This window comes from Shinella sp. SUS2 (genome assembly GCF_001262505.1).
Lineage (GTDB): Bacteria > Pseudomonadota > Alphaproteobacteria > Rhizobiales > Rhizobiaceae > Shinella.
Window position 1 is genome coordinate 139,946 of the sequence record NZ_KQ410727.1, and the last position, 23,565, is coordinate 163,510.

25 protein-coding genes and 1 riboswitch are annotated in these 23,565 nt (G+C 63.4%); of the genes, 4 read left to right on the forward strand and 21 right to left on the reverse strand.

What is annotated here, in order from left to right:
* From thiC to AKG11_RS09410, 21 genes are all read right to left on the reverse strand, one after another.
* The gene (gene thiC, locus AKG11_RS09310; RefSeq protein ID WP_050743688.1) at positions 1 to 1,824 is read right to left on the reverse strand and encodes a phosphomethylpyrimidine synthase ThiC; all 1,824 of its coding nucleotides are present in this window, start codon (positions 1,822 to 1,824) and stop codon (positions 1 to 3) included.
* Between the two features lie 93 nt (positions 1,825 to 1,917).
* A riboswitch (TPP riboswitch) is annotated at positions 1,918 to 2,034 on the reverse strand.
* Positions 2,035 to 2,169: 135 nt separating this feature from the next.
* Complete coding sequence (locus AKG11_RS09315; protein WP_023514834.1) at positions 2,170 to 2,886, reverse strand: Bax inhibitor-1/YccA family protein; 717 nt, start codon at positions 2,884 to 2,886, stop codon at positions 2,170 to 2,172.
* A gap of 31 nt (positions 2,887 to 2,917) precedes the next feature.
* On the reverse strand, positions 2,918 to 3,691 hold the full coding sequence (locus AKG11_RS09320) for an anti-sigma factor family protein (protein ID WP_023514835.1): 774 nt from the start codon (positions 3,689 to 3,691) through the stop codon (positions 2,918 to 2,920).
* Entirely contained in the window at positions 3,678 to 4,223 is a 546-nt protein-coding gene (locus AKG11_RS09325; protein ID WP_023514836.1) for a sigma-70 family RNA polymerase sigma factor, read from the reverse strand. The genes AKG11_RS09320 and AKG11_RS09325 overlap by 14 nt, the downstream gene beginning before the upstream one ends.
* 53 nt (positions 4,224 to 4,276) lie before the next feature.
* Positions 4,277 to 4,714, reverse strand: coding sequence for a YqaA family protein (locus tag AKG11_RS09330; protein WP_050743689.1), 438 nt, complete (start codon positions 4,712 to 4,714; stop codon positions 4,277 to 4,279).
* Between the two features lie 4 nt (positions 4,715 to 4,718).
* Positions 4,719 to 5,549 carry an alpha/beta hydrolase gene (locus AKG11_RS09335; protein ID WP_050743690.1) on the reverse strand — a complete coding sequence of 277 codons (831 nt, stop codon included), beginning with the start codon at positions 5,547 to 5,549 and terminating at the stop codon, positions 4,719 to 4,721.
* Between the two features lie 14 nt (positions 5,550 to 5,563).
* A complete protein-coding gene (locus AKG11_RS09340; RefSeq protein WP_050743691.1) occupies positions 5,564 to 6,250 on the reverse strand; it encodes an ABC transporter ATP-binding protein in 687 nt (228 codons plus the stop codon).
* Positions 6,247 to 6,996, reverse strand: a complete 750-nt coding sequence (locus tag AKG11_RS09345) for an ABC transporter ATP-binding protein (protein WP_050743692.1) — start codon at positions 6,994 to 6,996, stop codon at positions 6,247 to 6,249. The genes AKG11_RS09340 and AKG11_RS09345 overlap by 4 nt, the downstream gene beginning before the upstream one ends.
* Positions 6,989 to 7,960, reverse strand: a complete 972-nt coding sequence (locus AKG11_RS09350) for a branched-chain amino acid ABC transporter permease (RefSeq protein WP_050743817.1) — start codon at positions 7,958 to 7,960, stop codon at positions 6,989 to 6,991. The genes AKG11_RS09345 and AKG11_RS09350 overlap by 8 nt, the downstream gene beginning before the upstream one ends.
* A gap of 6 nt (positions 7,961 to 7,966) precedes the next feature.
* On the reverse strand, positions 7,967 to 8,887 hold the full coding sequence (locus AKG11_RS09355; RefSeq protein ID WP_023514842.1) for a branched-chain amino acid ABC transporter permease: 921 nt from the start codon (positions 8,885 to 8,887) through the stop codon (positions 7,967 to 7,969).
* 61 nt (positions 8,888 to 8,948) lie between these two features.
* A complete protein-coding gene (locus tag AKG11_RS09360) occupies positions 8,949 to 10,085 on the reverse strand; it encodes an ABC transporter substrate-binding protein (protein WP_050743693.1) in 1,137 nt (378 codons plus the stop codon).
* Between the two features lie 220 nt (positions 10,086 to 10,305).
* Positions 10,306 to 10,530: a hypothetical protein gene (locus tag AKG11_RS09365; RefSeq protein WP_024271321.1), complete on the reverse strand. Its 225-nt coding sequence runs from the start codon at positions 10,528 to 10,530 to the stop codon at positions 10,306 to 10,308.
* A 120-nt stretch (positions 10,531 to 10,650) separates the two neighbouring features.
* Complete coding sequence (locus AKG11_RS09370; protein ID WP_050743694.1) at positions 10,651 to 11,364, reverse strand: TfuA-like protein; 714 nt, start codon at positions 11,362 to 11,364, stop codon at positions 10,651 to 10,653.
* Positions 11,361 to 12,566 (reverse strand): YcaO-like family protein, encoded by a 1,206-nt coding sequence (locus AKG11_RS09375; protein WP_023514292.1) that lies wholly within the window; start codon positions 12,564 to 12,566, stop codon positions 11,361 to 11,363. Before AKG11_RS09375 ends, AKG11_RS09370 begins: the two co-directional genes overlap by 4 nt.
* Complete coding sequence (locus AKG11_RS09380) at positions 12,563 to 12,760, reverse strand: hypothetical protein (RefSeq protein WP_050743695.1); 198 nt, start codon at positions 12,758 to 12,760, stop codon at positions 12,563 to 12,565. Before AKG11_RS09380 ends, AKG11_RS09375 begins: the two co-directional genes overlap by 4 nt.
* Before the next feature lie 215 nt (positions 12,761 to 12,975).
* Positions 12,976 to 13,206 (reverse strand): hypothetical protein, encoded by a 231-nt coding sequence (locus AKG11_RS09385; protein WP_024271324.1) that lies wholly within the window; start codon positions 13,204 to 13,206, stop codon positions 12,976 to 12,978.
* Positions 13,207 to 13,231: 25 nt separating this feature from the next.
* Complete coding sequence (locus AKG11_RS09390; protein ID WP_156334076.1) at positions 13,232 to 14,929, reverse strand: tetratricopeptide repeat protein; 1,698 nt, start codon at positions 14,927 to 14,929, stop codon at positions 13,232 to 13,234.
* A gap of 120 nt (positions 14,930 to 15,049) precedes the next feature.
* Positions 15,050 to 15,493 (reverse strand): helix-turn-helix domain-containing protein, encoded by a 444-nt coding sequence (locus AKG11_RS09395; RefSeq protein WP_023517059.1) that lies wholly within the window; start codon positions 15,491 to 15,493, stop codon positions 15,050 to 15,052.
* A 135-nt stretch (positions 15,494 to 15,628) separates the two neighbouring features.
* Positions 15,629 to 16,390, reverse strand: coding sequence for an amino acid ABC transporter ATP-binding protein (locus AKG11_RS09400; protein WP_023517058.1), 762 nt, complete (start codon positions 16,388 to 16,390; stop codon positions 15,629 to 15,631).
* The gene (locus AKG11_RS09405) at positions 16,387 to 17,067 is read right to left on the reverse strand and encodes an amino acid ABC transporter permease (protein WP_023517057.1); all 681 of its coding nucleotides are present in this window, start codon (positions 17,065 to 17,067) and stop codon (positions 16,387 to 16,389) included. The genes AKG11_RS09400 and AKG11_RS09405 overlap by 4 nt, the downstream gene beginning before the upstream one ends.
* A gap of 106 nt (positions 17,068 to 17,173) precedes the next feature.
* Positions 17,174 to 17,947, reverse strand: coding sequence for an amino acid ABC transporter substrate-binding protein (locus AKG11_RS09410; RefSeq protein WP_050743697.1), 774 nt, complete (start codon positions 17,945 to 17,947; stop codon positions 17,174 to 17,176).
* A gap of 279 nt (positions 17,948 to 18,226) precedes the next feature.
* Between AKG11_RS09410 and AKG11_RS09415 the strand changes: the two genes are divergently transcribed.
* The 4 genes from AKG11_RS09415 to AKG11_RS09430 are packed head-to-tail and all read left to right on the forward strand — an operon-like array spanning position 18,227 to position 23,547.
* Entirely contained in the window at positions 18,227 to 19,822 is a 1,596-nt protein-coding gene (locus AKG11_RS09415) for a peptide ABC transporter substrate-binding protein (protein ID WP_050743698.1), read from the forward strand.
* 60 nt (positions 19,823 to 19,882) lie between these two features.
* Positions 19,883 to 20,806 carry an oligopeptide ABC transporter permease OppB gene (gene oppB, locus AKG11_RS09420; RefSeq protein ID WP_023515826.1) on the forward strand — a complete coding sequence of 308 codons (924 nt, stop codon included), beginning with the start codon at positions 19,883 to 19,885 and terminating at the stop codon, positions 20,804 to 20,806.
* A complete protein-coding gene (locus tag AKG11_RS09425) occupies positions 20,799 to 21,929 on the forward strand; it encodes an ABC transporter permease (RefSeq protein WP_050743699.1) in 1,131 nt (376 codons plus the stop codon). Before oppB ends, AKG11_RS09425 begins: the two co-directional genes overlap by 8 nt.
* Complete coding sequence (locus tag AKG11_RS09430) at positions 21,904 to 23,547, forward strand: ABC transporter ATP-binding protein (protein ID WP_050743700.1); 1,644 nt, start codon at positions 21,904 to 21,906, stop codon at positions 23,545 to 23,547. The genes AKG11_RS09425 and AKG11_RS09430 overlap by 26 nt, the downstream gene beginning before the upstream one ends.
* The last annotated feature ends 18 nt before the right edge of the window (positions 23,548 to 23,565 follow it).

Consider the following 23,565-nt stretch of genomic DNA (forward strand, 5'->3'; position numbering starts at 1 on the left):
TCATTCTCCGGCGGGGGCTTCGGCAAGCGGCATGTAGAGGTCGCCGCCGTCGCGATATTTCGCGGCCATGGCCTCCAGCCCCTCCTTCTGCGCCTCGGCACGGATATCGTGCGAGATGCGCATGGAGCAGAATTTCGGGCCGCACATGGAGCAGAAATGCGCCACCTTGTGCGCCTCCTTCGGCAGCGTCTCGTCGTGGAAGGCGCGGGCGGTTTCCGGGTCGAGCGAAAGGTTGAACTGGTCCTCCCAACGGAACTCGAAACGGGCGCGCGACAGCGCGTCGTCGCGGATCTTCGCCGCCGGATGGCCCTTGGCGAGATCGGCGGCGTGGGCGGCGATCTTGTAGGTGATGACGCCGACCTTCACGTCGTCGCGGTCCGGCAGGCCGAGATGTTCCTTCGGCGTGACGTAGCAGAGCATGGCGGTGCCGAACCAGCCGATCATCGCCGCACCGATGCCCGAGGTGATGTGGTCGTAGCCGGGGGCGATGTCGGTCGTCAGCGGCCCGAGCGTGTAGAAGGGCGCCTCGCCGCAGACCTTCAACTGCTTGTCCATGTTCTCCTTGATCTTGTGCATCGGCACATGGCCGGGGCCTTCGATCATGACCTGGCAGTCCTTTGCCCAGGCGATCTGCGTCAGCTCGCCGAGCGTTTCGAGTTCGGCGAACTGCGCGGCGTCGTTGGCGTCAGCGATCGAGCCGGGGCGCAGGCCGTCGCCGAGCGAGAAGGAGACGTCATAGGTGCGGCAGATGTCGCAGATTTCCTCGAAGTGCTCATAGAGGAAGCTTTCCCGGTGGTGATGAAGACACCACTTGGCCATGATCGAGCCGCCACGCGAGACGATGCCGGTGACGCGGTTGACGGTGAGCGGAATATAGGCGAGCCGCACGCCGGCATGGATGGTGAAATAATCGACGCCCTGTTCGGCCTGCTCGATCAGTGTGTCGCGGAAAACCTCCCAGGTGAGGTCCTCGGCAATGCCGTTGACCTTTTCCAGCGCCTGGTAGAGCGGCACGGTGCCGATCGGGACCGGTGAATTGCGGATGATCCATTCGCGGATGTTGTGGATGTTTCGGCCGGTTGAGAGGTCCATGACCGTATCGCCGCCCCAGCGGATCGCCCAGACCATCTTCTCGACCTCTTCCGCCATGGAGGAGGTGACGGCGGAATTGCCGATATTGGCGTTGATCTTCACCAGAAAATTCCGGCCGATGATCATCGGCTCGGCTTCCGGGTGGTTGATGTTGGCGGGAATGATCGCCCGGCCGCTTGCGACTTCCTGGCGGACGAATTCCGGCGTGACGAAGTCGGGGATGTGGGCGCCGAAACTCTCGCCGTCGCGAACAAGCGCTTGGTTTGCGGCCTTGCGGCCGAGGTTTTCGCGGATGGCGATGAATTCCATTTCCGGCGTGATGATGCCGGCGCGGGCATAGGCGAGCTGTGTCACCGCCTTGCCGTTTGTCGCCCGGCGAGGCCGGTTGCGCACGGGAAATTCGGGTGTCAGCCGCTCCCCGGTGGCAAAGCCGTTGTCCTCCGGACGGATGTGGCGGCCGTCATAGTCCTCGGTATCCCCGCGTGCGGCGACCCAGGCCTCGCGAAGCCGCGGCAGGCCGCTTTCGATCGAGACGACATGGGTGGGGTCGGTATAGGGGCCGGAGGCGTCGTAGACGATGACTGGCGGTTCGCCCGAGGTCGGGTGCAGGGCGATCTCGCGCATCGGCACGCGGATCTGCGGGTGCTGCTCGCCGGCGATGTGGATCTTTCGCGAGGCGGGCAGGGCGCCTGTCGTGACGGTGGGAGTGAGCTTCTGGGCGGCAATATTCATTCGTGAGGCTCCAAGTTTGCGATTGGAGACCCAGTCCTAGAGCCGGAATGATGGAAAGACGCGTAGGCGGAATCCGGGTTGCGGATTTCGGGTTCCACAGCGCTTGCACCGTCCCTACGCCAGTATGAACTGGATCAGGTTCAACGGGTCACTGCGCTGCGAATGCCAGCAGTATCTCAGCCCCTTGTCGGGACCCCCCTGGTGAATGCTCTAAGCAAAGACGCTGCCGGCTGATTTGTCAACCGGGTAAAATTCGTAAGAAATTACTTACGTATATTGCGGTGCGAGAAGCAAAAAAACGGCGGGGTTTTGCCCCGCCGTTTCCTCTTGAATCATTTGCGAAAACTACTCGCGCTCGCCAGTGAAATTCAGCAGAAGCTGGAAGATGTTGACGAAGTTCAGGTACAGCGAAAGCGCACCGAACACGGCCATCTTCTGCTGCGATTCCTGGTCGATGTTTTCAGCATACTGCTGCTTGATGTTCTGCGTGTCCCAGGCGGTGAGGCCGACGAAGACGACGATGCCGATCACTGAAATTGCGAACTGCAGCGCGCTCGAACCGAGGAAGATGTTGACGACCGAGGCGATCACGACGCCGATAAGGCCCATGATCAGGAACGAGCCGAACTTCGCGAGGTCACGCTTCGTCACGTAGCCATAGAGGCTCGTCGCGCCGAACATCGAGGCGGCGATGAAGAAGGTGCGGGCGATGCTCGTGCCGGTGAAGACGAGGAACACCGAGGCGAGCGACAGGCCCATGACGGCGCAGAAAGCCCAGAAGGTCATCTGCGCGGTGCTGGCCGACATCGTCTGGATCTTGAACGAGAAAAAGAAGACGAAGGCGAGCGGCGCCAGCATCACCACCCACTTCAGCGGTGAGGAGAAGATCGGCACGTAGAGGGCCGGCGTCGAGCCGACGATGAAGGCGATGAGGCCGGTGATCACAAGGCCGGCGCCCATGTAGTTGTAGACGCGCAGCATGTGCTGGCGCAGGCCCTCGTCGAAGAGGGCGGCCGACTGCGCCTGCGCGCCGTAGCCAAATCGCTGTTGTACGGGATCCATCGAATAACTCCTTCGGTTTGGACGCGGTTGATCAGTAGAGCGTACGCGAAAGATCGCGCGCGGTTTCCGCCAGGTCGTCGGCCTTGCGGCTTTCCGAAACCAGCGCATAGGCGACATCGCCGATCTGCCAGTAGGCGGCACGGGCATTGTCGGCGTGGAAGAGCAGGACGTGCTGCACGCCGAACGAGCCGGGGCGCACCGCAAAGAGCGACAGGCGCTCGCCCTTGCGTGGTTCCAGCACCAGTTCGACGCTCGGACCATAGGCCGAGGGGAAGACCTGCGTGTCGATCACGCCCCAACCCTTCGGCAGGTCCGGCAGCACGATCGCGGTTGCAGAGCGGATCTCGGCCGGATCGAAGGTCTCGGTTTCCGGCTGGGATGCCATGGTATCGCGCAGGAGCGTCGTCTTGTGCGCGCGCACCGCCTCCTCCACGAAGGCAGGCGGGGGCGTGGAGGCCACGACCTCGGTGGCGCCGAAGGGGCCGAGCACGGCATGGGCCGTCCAGCCGGCGGCCACGAAGAGGGCGATGGCTGCAGCACGGCGGAAGACGGAGAAGATGCGGCGACGCGACAGCGCGCGTTCCAGGAGCCGGGCGGCCTCGCGCGTTTCCTGCCGGGTCACCGTGCGGTGGTCGGCAAGTGCCAGGCGCAGCTCGTCGCGCACGCGCAGATCCTTCATGATCTGCGCCGCGACCTCCGGCCGTTCCGAAAGATAGGCCTCGACCTCGATGCGCCGGCCGACGGCGAGCTGCTCGTCGACATAGGCGTTGAGATCGGATTCGAGAATGGGGTCATTGCTTGTCATCGCCAGTGCCTCCGACGATTCTGAGATGCGTGACGGGAGCGGCGCTGCCGCTCTGTTCAAAGGCGCGCAGCCGCTGGCGCGCGCGGGCGACACGCGACATCAACGTGCCGACCGGGATGCCGAGCGTTTCGGCTGCTTCCTGGTAGGAAAGTTCCTCGATCGCGACGAGGTGCAACGCTTCGCGCTGTTCTTCCGGCAGGGCGAAGAACGCGTTGCGCAGCTGCGTCAGGCGCACCGAATGGTCCTGGTTTGCCGGGATGGAGACCTCTGCCAGCTCCGCGGCGGCGTCGTGGCGGCGCTCCTGCGAGCGGCGCTGGCGCAGGCGGTCGATATGCGCATTGTGCAGGATCGACATCAGCCAGTTGCGTACGCTGGCGCCGGTGCGGAAGGTGGACTGCCGCTCATAGGCCTTGACCAGCGCATCGTGCACCAGGTCCTCGGCCTCGTCCGGATTGCGGACGAGCGAGAGCGCATAGCGCCTCAGCGCTGCGAGCTGTCCGATCACGTTGAAGCCGGGTGTCTTTCCGTTCATACCCCAATATACGAAAGCCGGGCGACGCCCATTCCATCCCCTCCAGAAAAATTTCAGAGCCAGTGGAGCACGAGAGCGGCAAGCACGATATAGCGGCCGAACTTGGCAATCGAAACGACAGCAAGGAAGCGCAGGAACGGTTCACGCATGATGCCGGCCGCCACCGTCAGCGGATCGCCGATGATCGGCATCCAGCTCAGCAGCAGGCTCCACCAGCCGTATTTGCGATACCATCGGCCGGCTCGGTCAAGGCTTTTGTCGCTGACGGGAAACCACCGCGCGCCGCGAAACCGCTCGACGCCACGGCCGAGCAGCCAGTTGACGACGGAACCCAGCACGTTGCCGATGCCGGCGATGAGGATCAGCAACGCAGGGGAATAGGTGCCGGTGGCCAGCAAGCCGCCGAGCACCGCTTCCGACTGGGCCGGCAGGATGGTGGCGGCGACGAGCGCGGCGAGGAAAAGCCCGCCATAGGCGGCAAGCGTGCTCATCGGATCAGGGTGACAGCAGGGTTCGAGTGAGGGGATGCTCGGGATCGGCAAGGCCGTCGACGACGTCGAAATGATGCCGGTTCGGCTCGACGACCGTCGCCGTCGTGGCGCCGAGGCCGGTCCAGACATTGGCAAGCAGGGCGTTCTGGCGCAGGAATTCCGCGCGCTCCATGGCGCCGACCCAGCAGGTGAGTCGCGTGCCTTCGACGGGGCGCAGCAGGGCCGGGCTCTCGGCGATAGCCTCCGCTTCGTCGATCTGTAGTCGTTCGTTCATGGCGGCAGGCATGAGCGGGCGTAGGTCGTGCAGGCCGGAGAGGGAGAGGACGTGGCGGATGCGAGCGAGCGTTCCGACGGAAAGCGGCGAGGCTTCCGACACCATGCGGCTGACGAGCTGGCCGCCCGCCGAATGGCCGATCAGATGGAGGTCGCCTGCCACCAGTCCAGCGGCCGTTTCGATCGCCGCTGCGATCTCCCGCACGATGCCGCGGATGCGGATGTCCGGGCAGAGCGTGTAGGAGGGCATGGCGACGGCATAGCCGTGGGCGAGGGGGCCTGCGGCAAGGTGCGACCAGAAATTCCGGTCGAGCCGCAGCCAGAAGCCGCCATGCACGTAGACGACGAGGCCCCGCGGCGCGCGCTCGGGCAGGAAAAGGTCGAGGCGGTTGCGCTCGCCCGCGCCATAGGCGAGATCGAGCCTTGCCCGGCCGAGGTTGAGGAGCGTTTCGCGCATCCTTTGCGCCGGCTCCACCCAGGCGGTAGGCCAGCGCATTCCGCCCGGAATGTTGCCGCCATTCTCGTAGGCGTCGTCCCAGTCGGTGATCCTGTAGCCGAACATGCCGTCCTCCGTTCTTAAACGCCGAGATAGCGGTCCTGCAGGTCGCGGGTAAAGGTCGTTGGCGGGCCGGAGAACACGGTCCGGCCCTTCTCCAGCACGCAGCAGCTGTCGGTGAGCGGCAGGAGCTCGGAGAGCGTCTTGTCGACGACGAGGATCGACTGGCCCCCGGCCTTCAGCTGTCGGATCGCCGCCCAGATATCCTGCCGGATCACCGGTGCCAGCCCCTCGGTCGCCTCGTCGAGGATAAGGAGTTTCGGATTGGTCATCAGGGCGCGGCCGATCGCCAGCATCTGCTGCTCGCCGCCGGACAGGGTGTCGGCATATTGCCCAAGCCGCTCGCCGAGCCTGGGAAAGAGATCGATGACCTTCGCCAGTGTCCAGGCACCGCGCCGGGCGGAGGCGAGGAGGTTTTCCTCGACCGTCAGGTTGGCGAAGCAGCGTCGCCCCTCCGGCACCAGGCCGATGCCGAGGCGGGCGATGCGGTGCGGCAGGAGTGCGGTGACGGTCTTGCCGTCGAAGGCGATGCGGCCGGCGCGAGCGGGCGTCAGGCCGAGGATCGAGCGGATGGTCGTCGTCTTGCCCATGCCGTTGCGGCCCATCAGTGCGACGACCTCGCCCTCTCGGACGGACAGCGACACGCCGAACAGCGCCTGCGAGGCGCCGTAGCAGGTCTCGATCTCCTCAAGGACCAACAGGCTCATGCGGGCTCCCCAAGATAGGCCCGGCGCACCTCGGGGTCGTTGCGGATCTCGCTGACGCTGCCCGTCGCGATGATGCGGCCGTAGACCAGCACGGACACACGGTCGGCGAGCGCGAAGACGGCATCCATGTCATGTTCCACCAGCAGGATCGGTGCTTCCCGGCGCAACCCGTCGAGGAAGCCGGTCAGTGCTTTCGAGCCTTCCGGCCCCACGCCGGCCATCGGCTCGTCGAGCAGGAAGGCCTTGGGTTCCATGGCCAGTGCCACGGCGATTTCGAGCTGCCGGCGTTCGCCGTGGGACAGCGCCGCAGCGGGCACGCCTGCTCGGTCCGCCAGTCCGACGCGCGACAGCATCCGCATTGCCGGTTCGATGAGAGAGATGTCGCTTGCCACGGAGCGGAAGAAGCGCAGGCTCGTTCCCTGCCGCGCCTGCACCGCAAGCATGACGTTGCGAAGCGCGGAAAACTCCTGCGCGAGCGAGGAGATTTGGAAGGTGCGGGCAAGGCCCATGCGGGCGCGCCGCGCCGTATCGAGGGCAGTGACATCCGCACCGAGGAAGCGGATGCTGCCGGCATCGGGTGCGAGCGCACCGGAGATCTGGTTGATCAGCGTGCTCTTGCCCGCCCCGTTCGGGCCGATCAGCGCGTGGATTTCTCCCGGGCGAAGCTCGAGGCTCGCGCCATTCGTCGCTTTCAATGCGCCGAAGGACTTTTCGAGGTTCCTGATTTCGAGGACCGGTTCAACCATGGCGAGGCCTCCCGGCCAGGAGGCCGATCAATCCGCCGCGTGCGAAGAAGACGACGGCGAGCAGAACGAGGCCGAGGAAGAGCTGCCAGCGCTCCGTGAGGCCGCCCAGCACATGTTCGAAAAGGACATAGAGCGTCGCCCCGGCCAGCGGCCCGAACAGGCGGCTTTTGCCGCCGAGGATGATCAGCACGATCAGTTCTCCCGACATGTGCCAGGAGAGCATGGAGGGGCTGACGAAGCGGTTGAGATCGGCAAACAGCGTGCCGGCAAGGCCGGTGATCATGGCCGAGAGCACGAAGGCGACGAGGCGGATCGTAAAGGGCGAGATGCCCGTCGCGGCAAGTCTTGCCGGGTTCTGTCGGGCGGCCTCCAGCGCCGCGCCGAAGCGGGAGGCCTGCAGGCGGTGGAAGAGAAAAAGCCCTGCAAGCAAGAGCACGAAGACCACGACGAAATAGGGGAAGGGTTTTGCCGTGTTGAAGCCGGGAAAACCGTTGCGCATGGAGAGCGACAGGCCGTCTTCGCCGCCATAGGCCGGCCAGGAGATCGCGAAATAGTAGATCATCTGCGCGAAGGCGAGCGTGATCATGATGAAATAGACGCCCGACGTGCGCAGGCTGATGAGGCCGATCGGCAGTGCCACGAGGCCGCAAAGGAGGATCGCAACAAACCAGATGATGGGCATGGAGGTCGTGCCCGGCAGACCGAAGGCGATGGGCTCCATGTTGAAGGCATGGGTGGCCAGCACGCCTGTAACGTAGCCGCCAAGGCCGAAGAAGGCGGCATGGCCGAAGGAGACAAGGCCGCCGAGCCCGAGGGCGATGTTGAGCCCGACTGCTGCCAGCGCCAGGATCGCTATGCGGGTGGCAAGCGTGATGTAGAAGGCTTCGCCCAGGAGCAGCGCTGTCAGCGCGGCGGCCGGGAGCAGAAGGGCGAGGAGGATGTTGATCGTCGTTTCGCGGGAAATCACGCCTCAGGTCCTCGCAGAAAAGAGGCCGCTCGGCCGGAAGGCGAGGATCAGCGCCATGACGATGTAGATGAGCATGGAGGCGAGTGCGGCGCCGACGGGACCGGCCTCCGTCGCCGGCATCATCAGGGCGAGCGCCTTGGGCAGCAGGAAACGGCCCATCGTATCAACGAGGCCGACGAGGACCGCGCCGATCAGCGCACCCTTGATCGAGCCGATGCCGCCGATGACGATGACGACGAAGGCGAGAATCAGCGCCGGTTCGCCCATGCCGACCTGTACTGACTGCAGCGCGCCGACCAGTGCGCCGGCAAGGCCGGCAAGCGCTGCACCGAAGGCGAAGACGATCGTATAGAGCGAGCGGATGTCGATGCCGAGCGCGGCGATCATCTCGCGGTCGGATTCGCCGGCGCGGATGCGCATGCCGAGACGCGTGCGACCGATCAGGAGGTAGAGACCGATGGCGACACCGACGCCCACGCCGATGATGGCGAGGCGGTAGAGTGGATATTGTCCGCCGCCCGGCAGTGCCACGGCACCCTGCAAGAGAGGCGGGATGTCGAGATAGAGCGGAAACGAGCCGAAGAGCCAGCGCGTGCCCTCGGAAAAGATGAGGATCAGCGCGAAGGTGGCGAGTACCTGATCGAGATGGTCGCGGGCATAGAGCCGGCGGATGATGACAACCTCCATCAAGGCCCCCGCGGCCGCGGCGGCGGCAAGGCTGGCGACAAGGCCGAGCCAGAAGGAACCCGTCGCGGCCGCGACCGCGGCGCAGGCGAAGGCGCCGACCATGTACAGCGAGCCGTGAGCAAGGTTGATCAGCCCCATCACGCCGAAGATCAGCGTCAGGCCGGCGGCGATAAGGAACAGCATGACACCGAGCTGGAGCCCGTTCAGAAACTGCTCGATGAGGAGGGCGAGGGACAAGGTGGCCGGTCCGGAAGGTCATGCGGGGACATCCGCCCGGGGGCGGATGTCCGGTCGCGGATTACATCGAGCACTTGTCGGCGTAGGCGTCGCCGTGATCGGTGAAGGCGGTGGCAATGATCTTGTTGGTCAGGACGTCGCCTTCCTTCACGACCTCGGTGACATAGATGTCCTGGATCGGATGGTTGTTCGTGTTGAACTTGAACTTTCCGCGCACGGAAGCGAAGTCCGCAGCCTTCAGCGCGGCGCGGAAGGCGTCCTTGTCCTTCACGCTTGCCTTTCCGATGGCCGAGAGGATGAGGTTGGCGGTGTCCCAGCTCTGCGCGGCATAGATCGAGGGCAGGCGGTTGTATTCCTTCTGGAACGCCTCGACGAAGGCTTTGTTGGCGGGGTTGTCGAGGTCTTTCGCCCAGGTGCCAGAGTTCTTCACGCCGAGTGCGGCATCGCCGATCGCCGGCAGCACGTCCTGGCTGAAGGAGAAGCCGGGCCCGGTGACGGGAATGGTGACGCCCGACTGGGCATATTGCTTCATGAAGGCGATGCCCATGCCGCCGGGCAGGAAGAAGTAGACCGAATCGGCGCCGGAAGCGCGAATTTCCGCGATCTCGGCGGCATAGTCCGTCTGGCCGACCTGGGTATAGACCTCGCCGGCGAGCTCGCCCTTGTAATAGCGCTTGAAGCCGGTCAGCGCATCCTTGCCGGCCGGATAGTTCGGGGCGAGGATGAAGGTCTTCTTGTAGTCCTTGTTATCGTATTCGCCCATCGCCTCATGGAAATTGTCGTTCTGGTAGGCGACGTTAAAATAGTTGGGGTGGCAGTTCGCGCCGGCGAGCGCCGACGGGCCGGCATTGGGCGAGAGATAAATGACGTCCTGTGCCACCGTGTTCGGCACCACGGCCATGGCGAGGTTCGACCAGATGATGCCGGTCATCAGGTCGACCTTGTCGCTCTGGATCATCTTCTCGGCGATCTGGACGGCGAGTTCCGGCTTCTGCGCATCGTCTTCCACGACGAGCTCGATCTCGCTGTTGCCGGATTGCTTGATCGCCAACTGGAAGGCGTCGCGCATGTCGATGCCGAGGCCTGCGCCACCGCCGGACAGCGTGGTGATGACGCCGATCTTCACCGGTTCCGCCTGGGCGATGCCCGCCGTCATGAGCGCGAGTGCGGCCACGCCGCCTGCCAGAATTCTCTGCATGCTGTTCTCCCTCTGTCCGTCGGCCCCGGTTTCGGGGCGTTTTTTCGAGAAGAGAACCTTTCAGAGTTCCGCGATCAGCGCAACCGTGTGTTTTCGTTTCGCAATTGGAGAATTTTAAGAAGATCGGCGGCGGCCCGCAGGTTCGGGCCGTCCGCACGATCAGCGCCGCGGAGGAGGACGGCGGCTATCCCCCGGCCGGCTAGCCGGCCCGTTCCTCCGGTCAGCAGAGCGCTGACCGGTTCATCAGTATGATGTCGTTTGACGTGAGTGCCATACGCGAAGGTTCGTCGATCTGGTCCAGCACGGCGCGCAGCGCCTTGTCCAGGCAGAACTCGACAACCTCTGCGTCCAGCGACTTGGCGGATTCGAGCGCAAACGCGACAAGCCGCGCCAGCGCCATCAATTCCGTGCCCCTGTCTTCGGTCTCGATGGTTTCGATTTTCATGTCCTATGCCCCCGGGAGCAATGCTCACTTTCAGCCCCTGGGACGAAGTATAGGCGTGACTCGGAGGTTGTGCGCGTGACTTAAGCGTGACACACGCGGAATGGGAAACTGCGTGTTTTTTTACGCTCCGGGTTGATCGGCCACCGAGCGCCAGAGCGATGTTGCTCTAAACGTCCAATTTCCTTGTTTTTTCGCGGTTTTTTCGTTGAAAGTGTCGAGGATGTGCAGAAGGGTAAGTGCATCTGTACGCTTCTGATCGACCGTTGTTGCGAGGAGAAGTTGCAGAAGCGCCGTGCGATCCAATGCCGTTTTGGCTCGGTCGACGATCGCAGACCAGGTCCGCTCCTTGTAGAAGAGCGCCGCCGCGGCAATACGCAGCGTCAATATGTCATGCTTTTCAACGGTTTTTTCCCTCTCCAACCGGTCGAGCGTCGCCTCGACATTGACGAGTGGGAGTGAAAGGGCGGGGTAACCGAGTTCGGCGGGGCCATGCAGCAGGGCGACGTCGGCATCGTCCATGCGCCGGCCGCTGGCATAGTCCTGGTAGATACGGCCGATGCCGACCATGCCGAAGGCGTCGCATTCCGCCGCCCGCAGCGCCCCCATGCTGGCCGCGCCGAAGACGGCGATACCCTGATCCAGAGCATGGAGGATTTCCTTGTGCCAGATGGGGGCGACATGTTCGAAGTTCCCGTCGACGATGCCGATCGCCTTCGCGCCTTCGCGCGTGGCGGCGAGCACGTCTCCATGGGCAGCCGGCGGCCGGACATCGATATTTTTCACGCACAGTGCGGCAGCATCGGGCAGGCTCGGGCCTGCGAACAGGATCTTCATGACATTCCAAACAACATGCGCGACAGGGCGCGGTGGCCGACAGCGTGGCGACGCTTGCCTTCAGGGTTTTCGAGCGACGGCACGACGACCTTTACGACGGCGATGGGAAGGGATGCGTCGGTGAGCGGGACCGCCAGAATGGGGGTTATGCCGCCTGTGGCGAGCCGCTCCAGGCAGTGGGAAAGCAGCGTGGCGGCGTCACCTTCGGGAGCGTCGTAGGACTTCGCCACGCCCGGCGACGCTTCGAAGAGGGCAAGCGTTTCGGTGGCGAGCGGGCGGGTGAAGGTTTCGGCAAAAAGATCGTCACGTGCCCCGCTGATATAGGTGAGGCGTGATTGCGCGACTTCGGTCAGGGCCCGGATGAGGGCACGGGTGGCCACGGGATGTGTGCCGTAGCCGATGGTCGCATCGTGGAAGAGAGGGGTCTTCTTTGCAAGAAGCCCGGTATTGCCGAGGACGGCGGCATAGGTTGGCACTGCGAGGTCGGTGGTGATGTCGAAGACGCGCAGTTCCAGCTTTGCAGTCCGGAATCGAGCGAGCAGATCCTCGATGATGGGATCGGCAAAGCCAGTGGGGTCGATCGCGGTTGCAAGGCGCTTGCTGCGAGGCAGCAGCCGCCACAACCGGTCTGCGTCGCGCTCTATCCGCTCGAGAAGGCCGTGCAGGGTCGCCTCGATCGGTGCATTGCCCGAGGCAAGGCCATCGGAGGACTGCCAGAACCGAGGCGTGGGGTCAGTCCTGTCGAGGCAGACCGCTGCGCGTGGAACCCAGACCGTTTCGCCCGTCGTGACGTCGCTGCCGGCAAGCCAGTCGATGCTTTCCGTCTCCGACAGGAAAGGCTGGTCGCTTGCCACAAAGATATCGAGCGGTAGGCAGGCCTGCCCCGCCTTCGCAAAATCATGCCGCGAGGCATGTCGGACCGGAACGAGCGGGTCGCCGGCTATCGCCCGCTCGAGCGCCTCCATGGCGGCTGAAACTTTCGCGTCTAGATCGGTGATGCCCTTGCCCTGATTGATGACGATCGAACGGGCATTGGGGCTGACTGCGTTCCAGACAGGAATGCCGATCGAATCGAGGCCTGTCAGGCGGGAAAGCCGCGTGACACCGAAGCGAGGCAAAAGCGCCTCGATCCGGCTCCAGGTCTCATCCGGGCTGCAGAGGCGATCCGAATAGCTGGTTACGGAGGGGCTGCTGGGGGTCACTTGCCGTAAAAGCCGCCGGAAAACGGCCCGGCTGTTTCGGCCACCATCGGGACGCTCACGCCACGCGTGTTGAACCTGCCGGTTATGTGGGGATCGTCAGCCGAACCGGACGAGACCGATGTGATGGCGCCCGTTTCGAGATCCGCCGTCCAAAGGCCAGTTTCTCCTTCAAGCCCAAGCACGCCATTCGACATTTTCGCTCCTCCTGATTTTGGTTGAAACTGAGGATGCAGATTTCCCGGGCTTGCGCGCAGAGCGCGGAATGCTGCCGGCCTGCCTCTTCGAACAACACGAGGCTGTGGCGCCTGGTTGCAGGGCCCGAGCGACGTTTGTAGCTCGGGCCCTGCATGTGGTCTTTTGTCTCTTGGGCAAACACCGGCTTGGATGTCTGCCTCAAAGCGTGCAACGGTTACTTGTCGTAAATGCCGCTGGAGGGTTCCGGCAAACTGCCGACGCCGTCGGGAACGAGGGCGGCGAGGTCAACACCCGAGGTGATTGTTGCGCCCGCTTTGCGCAGATCATCGGCAGCCTTCAAGGTCCCGCCCGTGGGCGACCCGATTTGCGTCGCAGTGCCTGCGTCGAGATCGACGGACCAAAGACCAGCTTCACCTTTAATCCCCAAAATAACTATTCTTGCCATGCCTGCTCTCCCTTGTGAATCCTAATTAAAATCCGGCTTTCTTTAACCCGTCATAATAATGTTTTCGCTGCCATTCCTCCTTAAATGGTATAATCGCTGTCCAGGATTCGAAATCGAAATCCGGATTGCTTTCGTATGTTCGCCGCACGAACAGCCTGGCCTTCTTGCGGTCTCCGAGCATTGCCCAGCTTGCGGCAGATAGACGATGGGCCGGCTGTTTGTCGTTCATCCGGTTTATGTAGGCGAGAGCGTCTTCATATCTGTCGAGCGCATACGAGGCACTCGCCGCGATCCAGAAATATTCGTCCGGCGGCAATGGATTGAGTTCGATTGCATGCTCAATCTTCTGCAAGCCGATATCTGGTCGAGAGCCCTGTACAAGTGTATCCGCGTAGCTCGCGATGACGTTGGCATAGTTGGGGCTTAGCTCCTCGGCGCGATCAAGATAGGCTGCGCTCTCGTCAAACTGGCGTGTATAGAGCTTGACGATGCCGAGTTCCCGGTAGCCCGAGGGCAGGCGCTCATCGACCTCGATCGCTTTTTGGGCATGAAGTTCTGCTTGCTTGAGCAGTTCATGGTCGCCGCGTGCGGTCAGAACCCATTCGAGGAAGTAATTGTGTGCCAAGCCCCCCAAAGCAGGCGCATAGTTGCTGTTTTCCTTCAATGCCTCTCGAAAACTCTTGCGTGCACGACGGATATCGCGCAGGTCGAGATTTTTCGACTGGCCTTGCGCGGTGAGGAAGCTGCGGTAGGCCTTCGCATCGATTTCGTAGTCGCCGCGCACGAGCTCGTTGCGCTCGATTTCCGTCGCGATCGAACCCGCTATCTGGTGGGAGATCATCTGTCGTGAACGGGCGAGGCCTTCAGCCGAGAGCGGGAATCGTTCGGCCCAGACGACCTCATCGCTGCCGAAGAAGATGAGCTGGGTGAAGAGCGAATGGTGGTCGCCCTCGTCGCGCAGCCGTGTTTCCAGGATGTAGCTGATCTTGTGGCGCTCGTAGGTGGCCGCCCTGTCGGCCTGGAGCGAGATCTGCGCGGCGGTATGCGGTGCAATGATCGAAATGGAGCGCAGTGCGCAGAGGCCGATCGTCACGTCCTCGATCAACGCTTCGCTGAAGCGCGTGGCTGCCCGGGCGGCCAGCGTGGTGACCGGTGGCAGCAGCACGACGCGCGGCGGATTCGGCCGGGCAAACCCGATATCCGCGTCTTGCAGCGTCAGTACGCGGGCAGGCGGCTGCGCGGTCATGAGGATTGGGGACGCGGCCGGCCGGCCCGTCAGCATGGCGCGCACTTCCTCGTCGTCCGGGTTGCTTTCCAGGAGACGCAGGGCCGCCGCGGCGCGCGCCTGTCGCAAGCCGGTGCCCCCCTGCCCATTGTTATCGAGCAATGCGCCGCGCAGAATGGCCATATGGGCGGCCCGCTGCAGCATGATCCAGCTCGAAAGGGCGCGGTTGCCGGGCTTTACATGTTTGAGGAAGTCGTCGGTCAGCGTGGCGGCGAGCACCGGGAGGCATGCGCCATCGTGAACCCCGTCGATATCGCTTTCGACGGCATCCGGCCCGAGCCCGATCGCGGTGTCGGTGAAGGTGAGATAGATCCGGTCCAGCTCCCGCTGGCGCTTCTGGGTTCGTGAAACGGTCTGCCGGAGATTGGCGAAGGCGGCGGCGCTGTTGCTGTCGTCCCAGAAGAGGCTCGCCGCATCCGCCCGCGGCATGTCGCTCACGCCGCGCGTCTGGAGATAGCAAAGGATCAGGAGCGCCTTTTCGGGAAAGACGATGTCATTGCCGCCCTCGTCGAGCAGGCGCAGATGACCGAGCGTCTGCAGCCGTGCTGGCATGTGGGGTCAGATCCGCAGTTCCGGTGCGTTTTCTGCGCGTTCGCCGGCCTCTGTAGCGGCGCTCGCCTTGGACAGCGCCGTTGCCAGTGCGATGATCGACTTGCGCACACCCGCATCATCTATCTTCAGGAAGGCGCGGTTGAGGTCGAGGCCTTCCTTGGAGGAGACGAAGGTGGAGACGTCGCCCGTCTCATGCCCGACGCCGGCGGCCGGCGTGGCGCTGTCTTCATCCTGGAAGAAGAAGCTCGGCGGGACGCGGAACACTTCGGCGATGGCCTGCAGGCGGCTGGCGCTGATGCGGTTTGTGCCCTTTTCGTATTTCTGTACCTGCTGGAAGGTGACGCCGAGACGGTCGGCAAGCGCTTCCTGGCTCATGCCCACCATCAGCCGCCGCAAGCGGACGCGGGACCCGACGAAGACGTCGATCGGATTCGGTGTTTTCTTGATCATGAGGCTTTCTCCCCTGTTGGACATGCCGGGGCATGGCGAGGTACGCATATCCCGTCACTCTGCTTGAATCGCCTGTCCGATGCAACTGCCGCGAACCGGATTTCCTTGCTACCGTAACGTGAGGCGACGTGTATTTTAGATATCATAACTTTGCGGCGCACTGAGGGAGGCGATGAATTTTTTCGTGCGCTCGCGCTCGGGCGTCGAGAAGATCGCGCGCGGCGGCCCCTCTTCGACGATGACGCCGCCATCGAGGAAAACGACCGTGTCGGCAACGCGTGAGGCAAGGCGCAGATCGTGCGTTGCCATGACCATGGTCGTGCCCTCGCGGGCGAGCCGGCTCAGCACCTCGACCACCTCTTCCGCGAGCTCCGGATCGAGCGCGGAGGTCGGCTCGTCGCAGAGCAGGACGCGCGGCGAGGGGGCAAGCGCGCGGGCAATGGCGACACGCTGCTGCTGGCCGCCCGACAGCGTTGCCGGCCAGGCGTCGGCCTTGTGTGCCATGCCGACCTTTTCGAGCAGTTCCACGGCGCGGGCGCGTGCCTTTTCCGCGGGCCATTTGAGGACGGTGACGAGGCCTTCCATCACGTTGGCGATCGCCGTCTGATGCGGGAAGAGCTGGAAGTTCTGGAAGACCATTCCGGTCTGGCGGCGCAGCTTCTGCACCGCGTCCCAGCCGACCTTGCGGCCGGGCGCGAAGTCGATCGTTTCGCTGCCGAGCTTGATGGAGCCCGAGGTCGGCGTCTCCAGCAGGTTGATGCAGCGTAGCAGCGTGCTCTTGCCGCCGCCCGAAGGGCCGACCAGTGCCGTGACCGTGCCCTCCGGCAGGCTGAGGCTGATGTCGCGCAGCACGAGGTTGTCGCCGAAGCGTTTTTCGATATGGCTGAGTTCGATCATGTGCGAGCCTCCAGGAAGCCGCCATAGCGGGCAAAGCGCCGTTCCAGCCGGACCTGCAGGGCCGAAAGAACAGAGCTGAGCGCCAGATAGATCAGCGCCGCCTCGATATAGAGGATCAGCGGCTCGTAGGTCGTGGCGACGATGCGCTGGGCCGTTTGGAACAGCTCCGGTACGGTGACGGCGGCCGCAAGCGACGTGTCCTTCACCAGCGATATGAAGGTGTTGGAGAGCGGCGGCACGGCGACGCGCGTCGCCTGCGGCAGAATGGTGCGGCGCATCGCCTGCGACCAGCTCATGCCGATTGAATAGGCCGCCTCCCACTGGCCGCGCGGCACGGAGGCGATGACGGCGCGGATGATTTCCGACGTATAGGCCCCGACATTCAACGTGAAGCCGATGAGGGCGGCCGGAAAGGCATCGAGCAGGATGCCGATGCTCGGCAGGCCGTAGAAGATGACGAAAAGCTGCACCAGCAGCGGCGTGCCGCGGATCACCCAGACATAGAAGCGGGCAATGGCGACGAGCGGACGCGGCCCGAACAGTCGGGCGATGGCCGTGACGAGGCCGAGGGTAAGTCCGAGCGCGAAGGAAAGCAGGGTGAGCGGAATGGTGAAGACGAGCGCGGCCCACAGCAGGGGGACCAGCGAATCCAGCATCAGTTGAAGCCACGGCGGCACGGGAAAAACCTCCGGAAATGCGGCTGGCCGGGGTTATCCCCGGCCAGGTCATGGTTTTATCTATAGTCGAGGACGGAGCCGCCGCGAAGCGGTTCTCGGCCAGGAATTACTTCGAGACGTCCTGCCCGAAATACTTGTCCGAGATCGCCTGGTAGGTGCCGTCCGCCTTGATGTCGACGAGTGCCTTGTTGATCGCTTCCAGAAGCTCCGGCTCGCCCTTGCGGATGATCACGCCGGAATAGTCGGCGTTTTCCTGCTCGGCGGCGATCTGCACATTCGCGTCCGGCTTGTGCTTCTTGAAGTCGAGGAAGGACAGGCTGTCGTTGATCGTCGCATCGGCGCGGCCGGTCAGGACGAGCTGGATCGACTGATCGAAACCGTCGGTGCCGACGAGCTCGGCGCCGGCTTCCTGAGCAAGCTTTCCGAAGTTGGAGGTCAGCGACTGGGCGGACTTCTTGCCCTTGAGGTCAGCGAAACCCTTGATGCTGTCGTCGTCGGCGCGCACGATGAGCACGGCCTTGGAAGCGATGTAGGGCTCGGAGAAGTCGTACTTCTGCTTGCGTGCCTCGGTGATGCCGACCTGGTTGATCACGGCGTCGTAGCGGTTGGCGTCGAGGCCGGCGATCAGGCCGTCCCATTTGCCTTCCAGGAACTCGGCCTTGACGCCGAGCTTCTTGGCGATGGCCTCGCCGATCTCGACATCGAAGCCGACCAGCTTGCCGTCGGTGTCATGGTAGGTGAAGGGCGCATAGGTGCCTTCGGTACCGATCTTCAGCGCGCCGGCGGCCTGTACGGCTGCGAGGTTTTCACCGGCATGGGCCGGGGCGAGGATGGCGGCCTGGAGCGCTGCGGCGGCGGCGAGGGTCTTCAACCAGTTCATCTTGGGACTCCGTTTCTGGCTCAAGTGTTCGATGGGCGATAGATCGCAGAAATCGGTGCAAAACGATGGGCAGAAAACTGCGAATAAAATCGGCAAATGCAAATATTTTTCTCATTTTTCGCGGTGTAGCGGCGGAGAAGGGCGCGTTTCACTTGAAAAATCGGGCGTTGCGAGAGGTCTGCGACCTTTGTGCATTTCGTGTTTTTAGGGGCTTGCCAAGTTCGCAAACAGGGACAATTGATGTCGCACCCAAAATAACAACCGGGGAAGGAAAACAAAATGGCAAACAGACTGATTGGCTTTCGTGCGGCTCTTCTTGCAGGTGCAATCCTGCTGGGCGCCAGCCCTGTATTGGCAGAAACGGTGCTTCACCGTGGCAATGCGGGTGAACCGCAGACCCTCGACCAGGCGCATACCTCCATCAACATCGAAGAATTCATCCTCAAGGACCTTTACGAAGGCCTGACCATCTATGACGCCTCGGGCAAGATCGTTCCCGGCGCTGCGGAAAGCTGGACCGTCTCCGACGACGGCGCGGTCTACACGTTCAAGCTGCGCGGCAACGCGAAGTGGTCGGACGGTTCGCCGGTGACGGCGGAAGACTTTGTCTTCTCCTTCACCCGCGTTGAGGATCCGAAGACGGCGGCCGGCTACGCGAACATCCTCTATCCGATCAAGAACGCGGAAAAGGTCAACAAGGGCGAGCTTGGCCTCGACCAGCTTGGCGTCAAGGCTGTCGATGCCACGACGCTGGAAGTGACGCTGGAGCGTCCGACGCCCTTCTTCCTCGAATTGCTCGCGCACCAGACGGCGCTGCCGGTCTCCAAGGCCAGCGTCGAAAAGAACGGCGCGGATTTCGTGAAGCCCGGCACGATGGTTTCCAACGGTGCCTTCAAGCTCGTCAGCCATGTGCCGAACGACAATCTTGTCGTCGAGAAGAACGCGAACTACTGGGACGCTGCCAACGTCAAGCTCGACAAGGTGATCTTCTACCCGATCGACGATCAGGCCGCCTCGGTCCGTCGCTTCGAGGCGAAGGAAATGGACCTCGTCTACAACTTCTCTGCCGACCAGATCGAGCGCCTGAAGAAGAGCTATGGCGAGCAGGTCCACGTTTCGCCGACGCTGGCAACCTACTACTACCCTTTCGACACCCGCACCGAGCCCTATAGCGACGTTCGCGTGCGCCGCGCGCTCTCCATGGCCATCGACCGCGACTTCCTGGCCAAGGAAATCTATTCCGGCTCGCAGCTTCCGGCCTATTCCATGGTGCCCCCGGGCATGCAGGGCTATGAGCCGGCCTATGCCGATTTCGGCGCGCTCTCGCAGCTCGACCGCGAGGACGAGGCGCTCAAGCTGATGAAGGAAGCCGGTTACGGCGAAGGCGGCAAGCCGCTGAAGATCGAGCTGCGCTACAACACCAACCCGAACCACGAGCGCGTGGCGACGGCTGTTGCCGACATGTGGAAGAACACCTTCGGCGCCGATGTGTCGCTGGTGAACCTCGACGTGTCCTCGCACTACGCCTATCTCCAGGAAGGCGGCGCGTTCAACGTGGCGCGTGCCGGCTGGGTCGCCGACTATGCGGATGCGGAAAACTTCCTGGCCCTCAGCGTCAGCACCAACAAGACCTTCAACTACGGCAAGTTCACGAATGCCGAGTTCGATGACCTCATGAAGAAGTCGTACGAAGAGCGTGACCCGGCGGCGCGCGCCAAGGTCCTGCATGACGCAGAAGCCGTGCTGATGCGCGAACAGCCGATCGCCCCGCTCCTGACGCAGGCCGACCTGTGGCTCGTCTCCAGCAAGGTTCAGGGTTGGCAGGACAATGCCGCCAACCAGCACCTGAGCCGCTTCCTCAGCGTTTCGGAATGATCCGACGAAAGTGCGCGGCCTCCTGAGGCCGCGCACTTTCGTATCTGGGGAGACCTAGTCATGTTTGCATTCGTTCTGCGGCGCCTAGCAAGCGCCGTGCCGACGCTATTCATCGTCGTCACAATCTCGTTCTTTCTCATGCGCTTTGCGCCCGGCGGCCCGTTCAACCTCGAACGCCCTCTACCGCCTGCCACGATGGAAAATCTGATGCGAGCCTACCAGCTCGATCAGCCCCTCTGGCGCCAATACCTCACCTACATGGGCAATGCCGTCAGCGGCGATTTCGGACCGAGCTACATCTACAAGGACAACACCGTTGCCGAACTCATCGGCAAGGGTCTGCCCTACTCGATGGAACTTGGTTTCTATGCGCTGCTCCTGGCGCTTATCGGCGGCGTCATCGTCGGTACGATTGCGGCCTTGCGTCAGAACAGTGCGCTGGATTTCGCGGTCATGTCGGTCGCGACGGTCGGCGTCACGGTGCCGAACTTCGTCGTCGGGCCGGTCCTGACGCTGATCTTTGCCATCGTGCTCGCCTGGCTTCCGGCGGGTGGCTGGGGCGACGGTTCGCTGCGCTTCCTCATCCTGCCGATGATCGCGCTCGCCCTGCCGCAGCTTGCGGTTTTCGCGCGCCTGACCCGCGGCTCGATGATCGAGGCCTTGCGCACCGACCACATCCGCACCGCGCGGGCCTATGGCCTGCCGGCAAAATCGGTGGTCGTGGTGCACGCCATGCGCGGCGCCATGCTGCCCATCGTGTCCTATCTCGCGCCCTGCGCTGCCGCTCTTTTGACCGGCTCCGCCGTGGTCGAGACCATCTTCACCATCCCCGGCGTCGGGCGCTATTTCGTGCTCGGGGCGATCAACCGCGACTATACGCTCGTCATGGGCACGGTCGTCCTGATCGCCATCTTCGTCATCGTCTTCAATCTGCTGGTCGACATTCTCTATGGCCTGCTCGATCCGAGGGTTCGCCATGACTGACGCCGTCGTTTCCCCCGTACCCGGGAGCGAGGTGAAGGGGCGTAGCCTCTTCCAGCTCGCCGTCATGCGCTTCCGCCGCAACCGCCCGGCCATGGCCGGTTCGGTGATGCTGGTGCTGATCGCGTGCTTCGCCTTCTTCGGTCCGTTCTTCATCAGCCACAGCTACGACCAGGTCTTCTCTTCCTATGTCACCATCCCGCCGAGCCTCGAGCCGCGGCCGGGCGAGGATTCACTGGAAGAGGCGATGAAGGGCGTCGCCACCCGCGCCCGCGTCGAGCTGCAGTCCTTTTCCGTCGAGGGCGAGGTCTTCACGGCGGTCATCACCGCCAAGGACCCGATCGATCCACGCGCCACGCGCTACTTCGACCGGGCCAACGAGTTCGACAAGACCGAGGTCACGGCGACCGAGGACGAGGGGCGTAAGCTCACGCTGAAGGGTGTAGTCGACCGGGAATACTTCCTGTTCGGCACCGACACAAACGGGCGCGACCTGATGGCGCGCGTCATGCTCGGCGGGCAGATCTCCATCGCGGTCGGCCTTCTCGCCAGCCTCGTCTCGCTCGGTATCGGCGTCGTCTACGGCGCGATCTCGGGTTACATGGGCGGGCGCGTCGACAACGTGATGATGCGTTTCGTCGAAATTTTGTACTCGCTGCCCTTCGTCTTCCTGGTTGTTGTGCTCGTCGTCTTCTTCGGCCGCAGCTTCGTCTTGATCTTCATCGTCATCGGCGCGGTGGAGTGGCTCGACATGGCCCGCATCGTGCGCGGCCAGACGCTGTCTTTGAAGCGACGGGAATTCATCGGCGCGGCGGAGGCTCTGGGCTTGACGGACTGGCAGATCATCCGCCGGCACGTCATCCCCAACACGATCGGCCCGGTCGTCATCTTCGTCACGGTCATCGTGCCCAAGGTGATCCTGCTCGAAAGCTTCCTCTCCTTCCTCGGTCTCGGCGTTCAGGCGCCGCTGACGAGCTGGGGTTCGCTGATCGCCGAAGGCGCCAACAACATCCAGTCCGCGCCCTGGCTGCTCATCTTTCCCGCCATCTTCTTCGTCGTCACGCTCTTCTCGCTGAATTTCGTCGGCGACGGGCTGCGCGATGCATTCGACCCGAAGGATCGCTGACATGGCAGAGACACAGAAAACCATGGAGCCGATCCTTGCCGTGCGCGACCTGAAGGTGTCCTTCACGACGCCGGACGGGGACGTCAATGCGGTGAAGGGCATCAACCTCGATGTCCGCCCCGGCGAGACCCTGGCGGTGGTCGGCGAAAGCGGCTCAGGCAAGAGCCAGACCATGATGGGCATCATGGGACTGCTCGCGAGCAACGGCCGGGTCGCGGGCTCCGCGAAATATCGCGGGCAGGAGATGGTCGGGTTGCCGCCGAAGGCGCTCAACGAGATCCGTGGTGCAAAAATCACCATGATCTTCCAGGAGCCGATGACCTCGCTCGATCCGCTCTATCCCGTCGGCAAGCAGATCGCCGAGGTGATCGTGCATCACCGCGGCGGCACGCGGAAGGAAGCCCGGCCGCGTGTGTTGGAGCTCCTGAAGCTGGTCGGCATTCCGGAGCCGGAGCGCCGCATCGACAGCTATCCGCATGAAATGTCCGGCGGCCAGCGCCAGCGCGTGATGATCGCCATGGCGCTTGCCAACGAGCCGGACATCCTGATCGCCGACGAACCGACGACGGCGCTCGACGTGACGATCCAGGCACAGATCCTGAAACTGCTGCGCGATCTGCAAAAGCGCTTCGACATGGCGATCGTGCTGATCACGCACGACCTCGGCATCGTCCGGCATTTTGCCGAACGCGTCGTCGTCATGCGGCGCGGCGAGATTGTCGAACAGGGCAGGACGGCCGACATCTTCGACAATCCGCAGGCCGACTACACCCGTATGCTGATCGAGGCCGAGCCGCATGGCCGCAAGGCGGCCCCGGCGGATGACGCGCCGATCATCCTCGAGGGACGCAATGTCATCGTCGACTACAAGATCGACGGCGGCTTCCTGAAGAAACGCGCCAACACCTTCCGGGCTGTCGATAATGTCAGCATCAGCCTGCACGAAGGGCAGACGATCGGCGTGGTCGGCGAATCCGGTTCGGGAAAATCGACGCTCGGGCGGGCGCTGTTGCGGCTCATCTCCAGCAAGGGCGCCTATCGCTTCGGCAAGACGGATATTTCCGGCCTCGACCGGACCGGCATGCGGCCGCTCCGGCGCAGCATGCAGGTCGTCTTCCAGGATCCCTACGGTTCGCTTTCGCCGCGCCAGACGGTCGGTGAGATCATCACCGAGGGGCTTTATGTGCACGAGCCGCAGCTTTCGCGAGCCGACCGCGACCAGCGGGCAATCGCGGCGCTGAAGGAGGTGGGGCTCGACCCCGCGGCGCGCAACCGCTATCCGCACGAGTTTTCGGGCGGCCAGCGGCAGCGTATCGCGATCGCGCGGGCGATGATCCTCAAACCTCAGGCGGTGATCCTCGACGAGCCGACCTCGGCACTCGATCGTTCGGTGCAGGGGCAGGTAATCGAGCTCTTGCGTGATCTCCAGTCCCGCTACGGCCTTTCCTATGTCTTCATCAGCCACGACCTGTCGGTGGTGCGTGCGATGAGCGATTATGTGGTGGTCATGAAGGACGGCAAGATCGTGGAGGAAGGTCCCACGGACGCCATTTTCAGCGCCCCGCGGGAGGATTATACAAAGACCCTCATCGGGGCTGCGTATAATATCGGGCCGTAAGCTGGAGCAATTCCAGCA

Excerpts from the sequence above, each read along its gene's own strand:
- thiC (WP_050743688.1), bottom strand. The coding sequence starts at position 1,824 with ATGAATATTGCCGCCCAGAAGCTCACTCCCACCGTCACGACAGGCGCC.
- AKG11_RS09365 (WP_024271321.1), bottom strand. The coding sequence starts at position 10,530 with ATGAAAATCGAAACCATCGAGACCGAAGACAGGGGCACGGAATTGATG.
- AKG11_RS09320 (WP_023514835.1), bottom strand. The coding sequence starts at position 3,691 with ATGACAAGCAATGACCCCATTCTCGAATCCGATCTCAACGCCTATGTC.
- AKG11_RS09385 (WP_024271324.1), bottom strand. The coding sequence starts at position 13,206 with ATGGCAAGAATAGTTATTTTGGGGATTAAAGGTGAAGCTGGTCTTTGG.
- oppB (WP_023515826.1), top strand. The coding sequence starts at position 19,883 with ATGTTTGCATTCGTTCTGCGGCGCCTAGCAAGCGCCGTGCCGACGCTA.
- AKG11_RS09315 (WP_023514834.1), bottom strand. The coding sequence starts at position 2,886 with ATGGATCCCGTACAACAGCGATTTGGCTACGGCGCGCAGGCGCAGTCG.
- AKG11_RS09380 (WP_050743695.1), bottom strand. The coding sequence starts at position 12,760 with ATGTCGAATGGCGTGCTTGGGCTTGAAGGAGAAACTGGCCTTTGGACG.
- AKG11_RS09360 (WP_050743693.1), bottom strand. The coding sequence starts at position 10,085 with ATGCAGAGAATTCTGGCAGGCGGCGTGGCCGCACTCGCGCTCATGACG.
- AKG11_RS09400 (WP_023517058.1), bottom strand. The coding sequence starts at position 16,390 with ATGATCGAACTCAGCCATATCGAAAAACGCTTCGGCGACAACCTCGTG.
- AKG11_RS09430 (WP_050743700.1), top strand. The coding sequence starts at position 21,904 with ATGCATTCGACCCGAAGGATCGCTGACATGGCAGAGACACAGAAAACC.
- AKG11_RS09415 (WP_050743698.1), top strand. The coding sequence starts at position 18,227 with ATGGCAAACAGACTGATTGGCTTTCGTGCGGCTCTTCTTGCAGGTGCA.
- AKG11_RS09330 (WP_050743689.1), bottom strand. The coding sequence starts at position 4,714 with ATGAGCACGCTTGCCGCCTATGGCGGGCTTTTCCTCGCCGCGCTCGTC.
- AKG11_RS09370 (WP_050743694.1), bottom strand. The coding sequence starts at position 11,364 with ATGAAGATCCTGTTCGCAGGCCCGAGCCTGCCCGATGCTGCCGCACTG.
- AKG11_RS09410 (WP_050743697.1), bottom strand. The coding sequence starts at position 17,947 with ATGAACTGGTTGAAGACCCTCGCCGCCGCCGCAGCGCTCCAGGCCGCC.
- AKG11_RS09325 (WP_023514836.1), bottom strand. The coding sequence starts at position 4,223 with ATGAACGGAAAGACACCCGGCTTCAACGTGATCGGACAGCTCGCAGCG.
- AKG11_RS09345 (WP_050743692.1), bottom strand. The coding sequence starts at position 6,996 with ATGGTTGAACCGGTCCTCGAAATCAGGAACCTCGAAAAGTCCTTCGGC.
- AKG11_RS09395 (WP_023517059.1), bottom strand. The coding sequence starts at position 15,493 with ATGATCAAGAAAACACCGAATCCGATCGACGTCTTCGTCGGGTCCCGC.
- AKG11_RS09340 (WP_050743691.1), bottom strand. The coding sequence starts at position 6,250 with ATGAGCCTGTTGGTCCTTGAGGAGATCGAGACCTGCTACGGCGCCTCG.
- AKG11_RS09425 (WP_050743699.1), top strand. The coding sequence starts at position 20,799 with ATGACTGACGCCGTCGTTTCCCCCGTACCCGGGAGCGAGGTGAAGGGG.
- AKG11_RS09335 (WP_050743690.1), bottom strand. The coding sequence starts at position 5,549 with ATGTTCGGCTACAGGATCACCGACTGGGACGACGCCTACGAGAATGGC.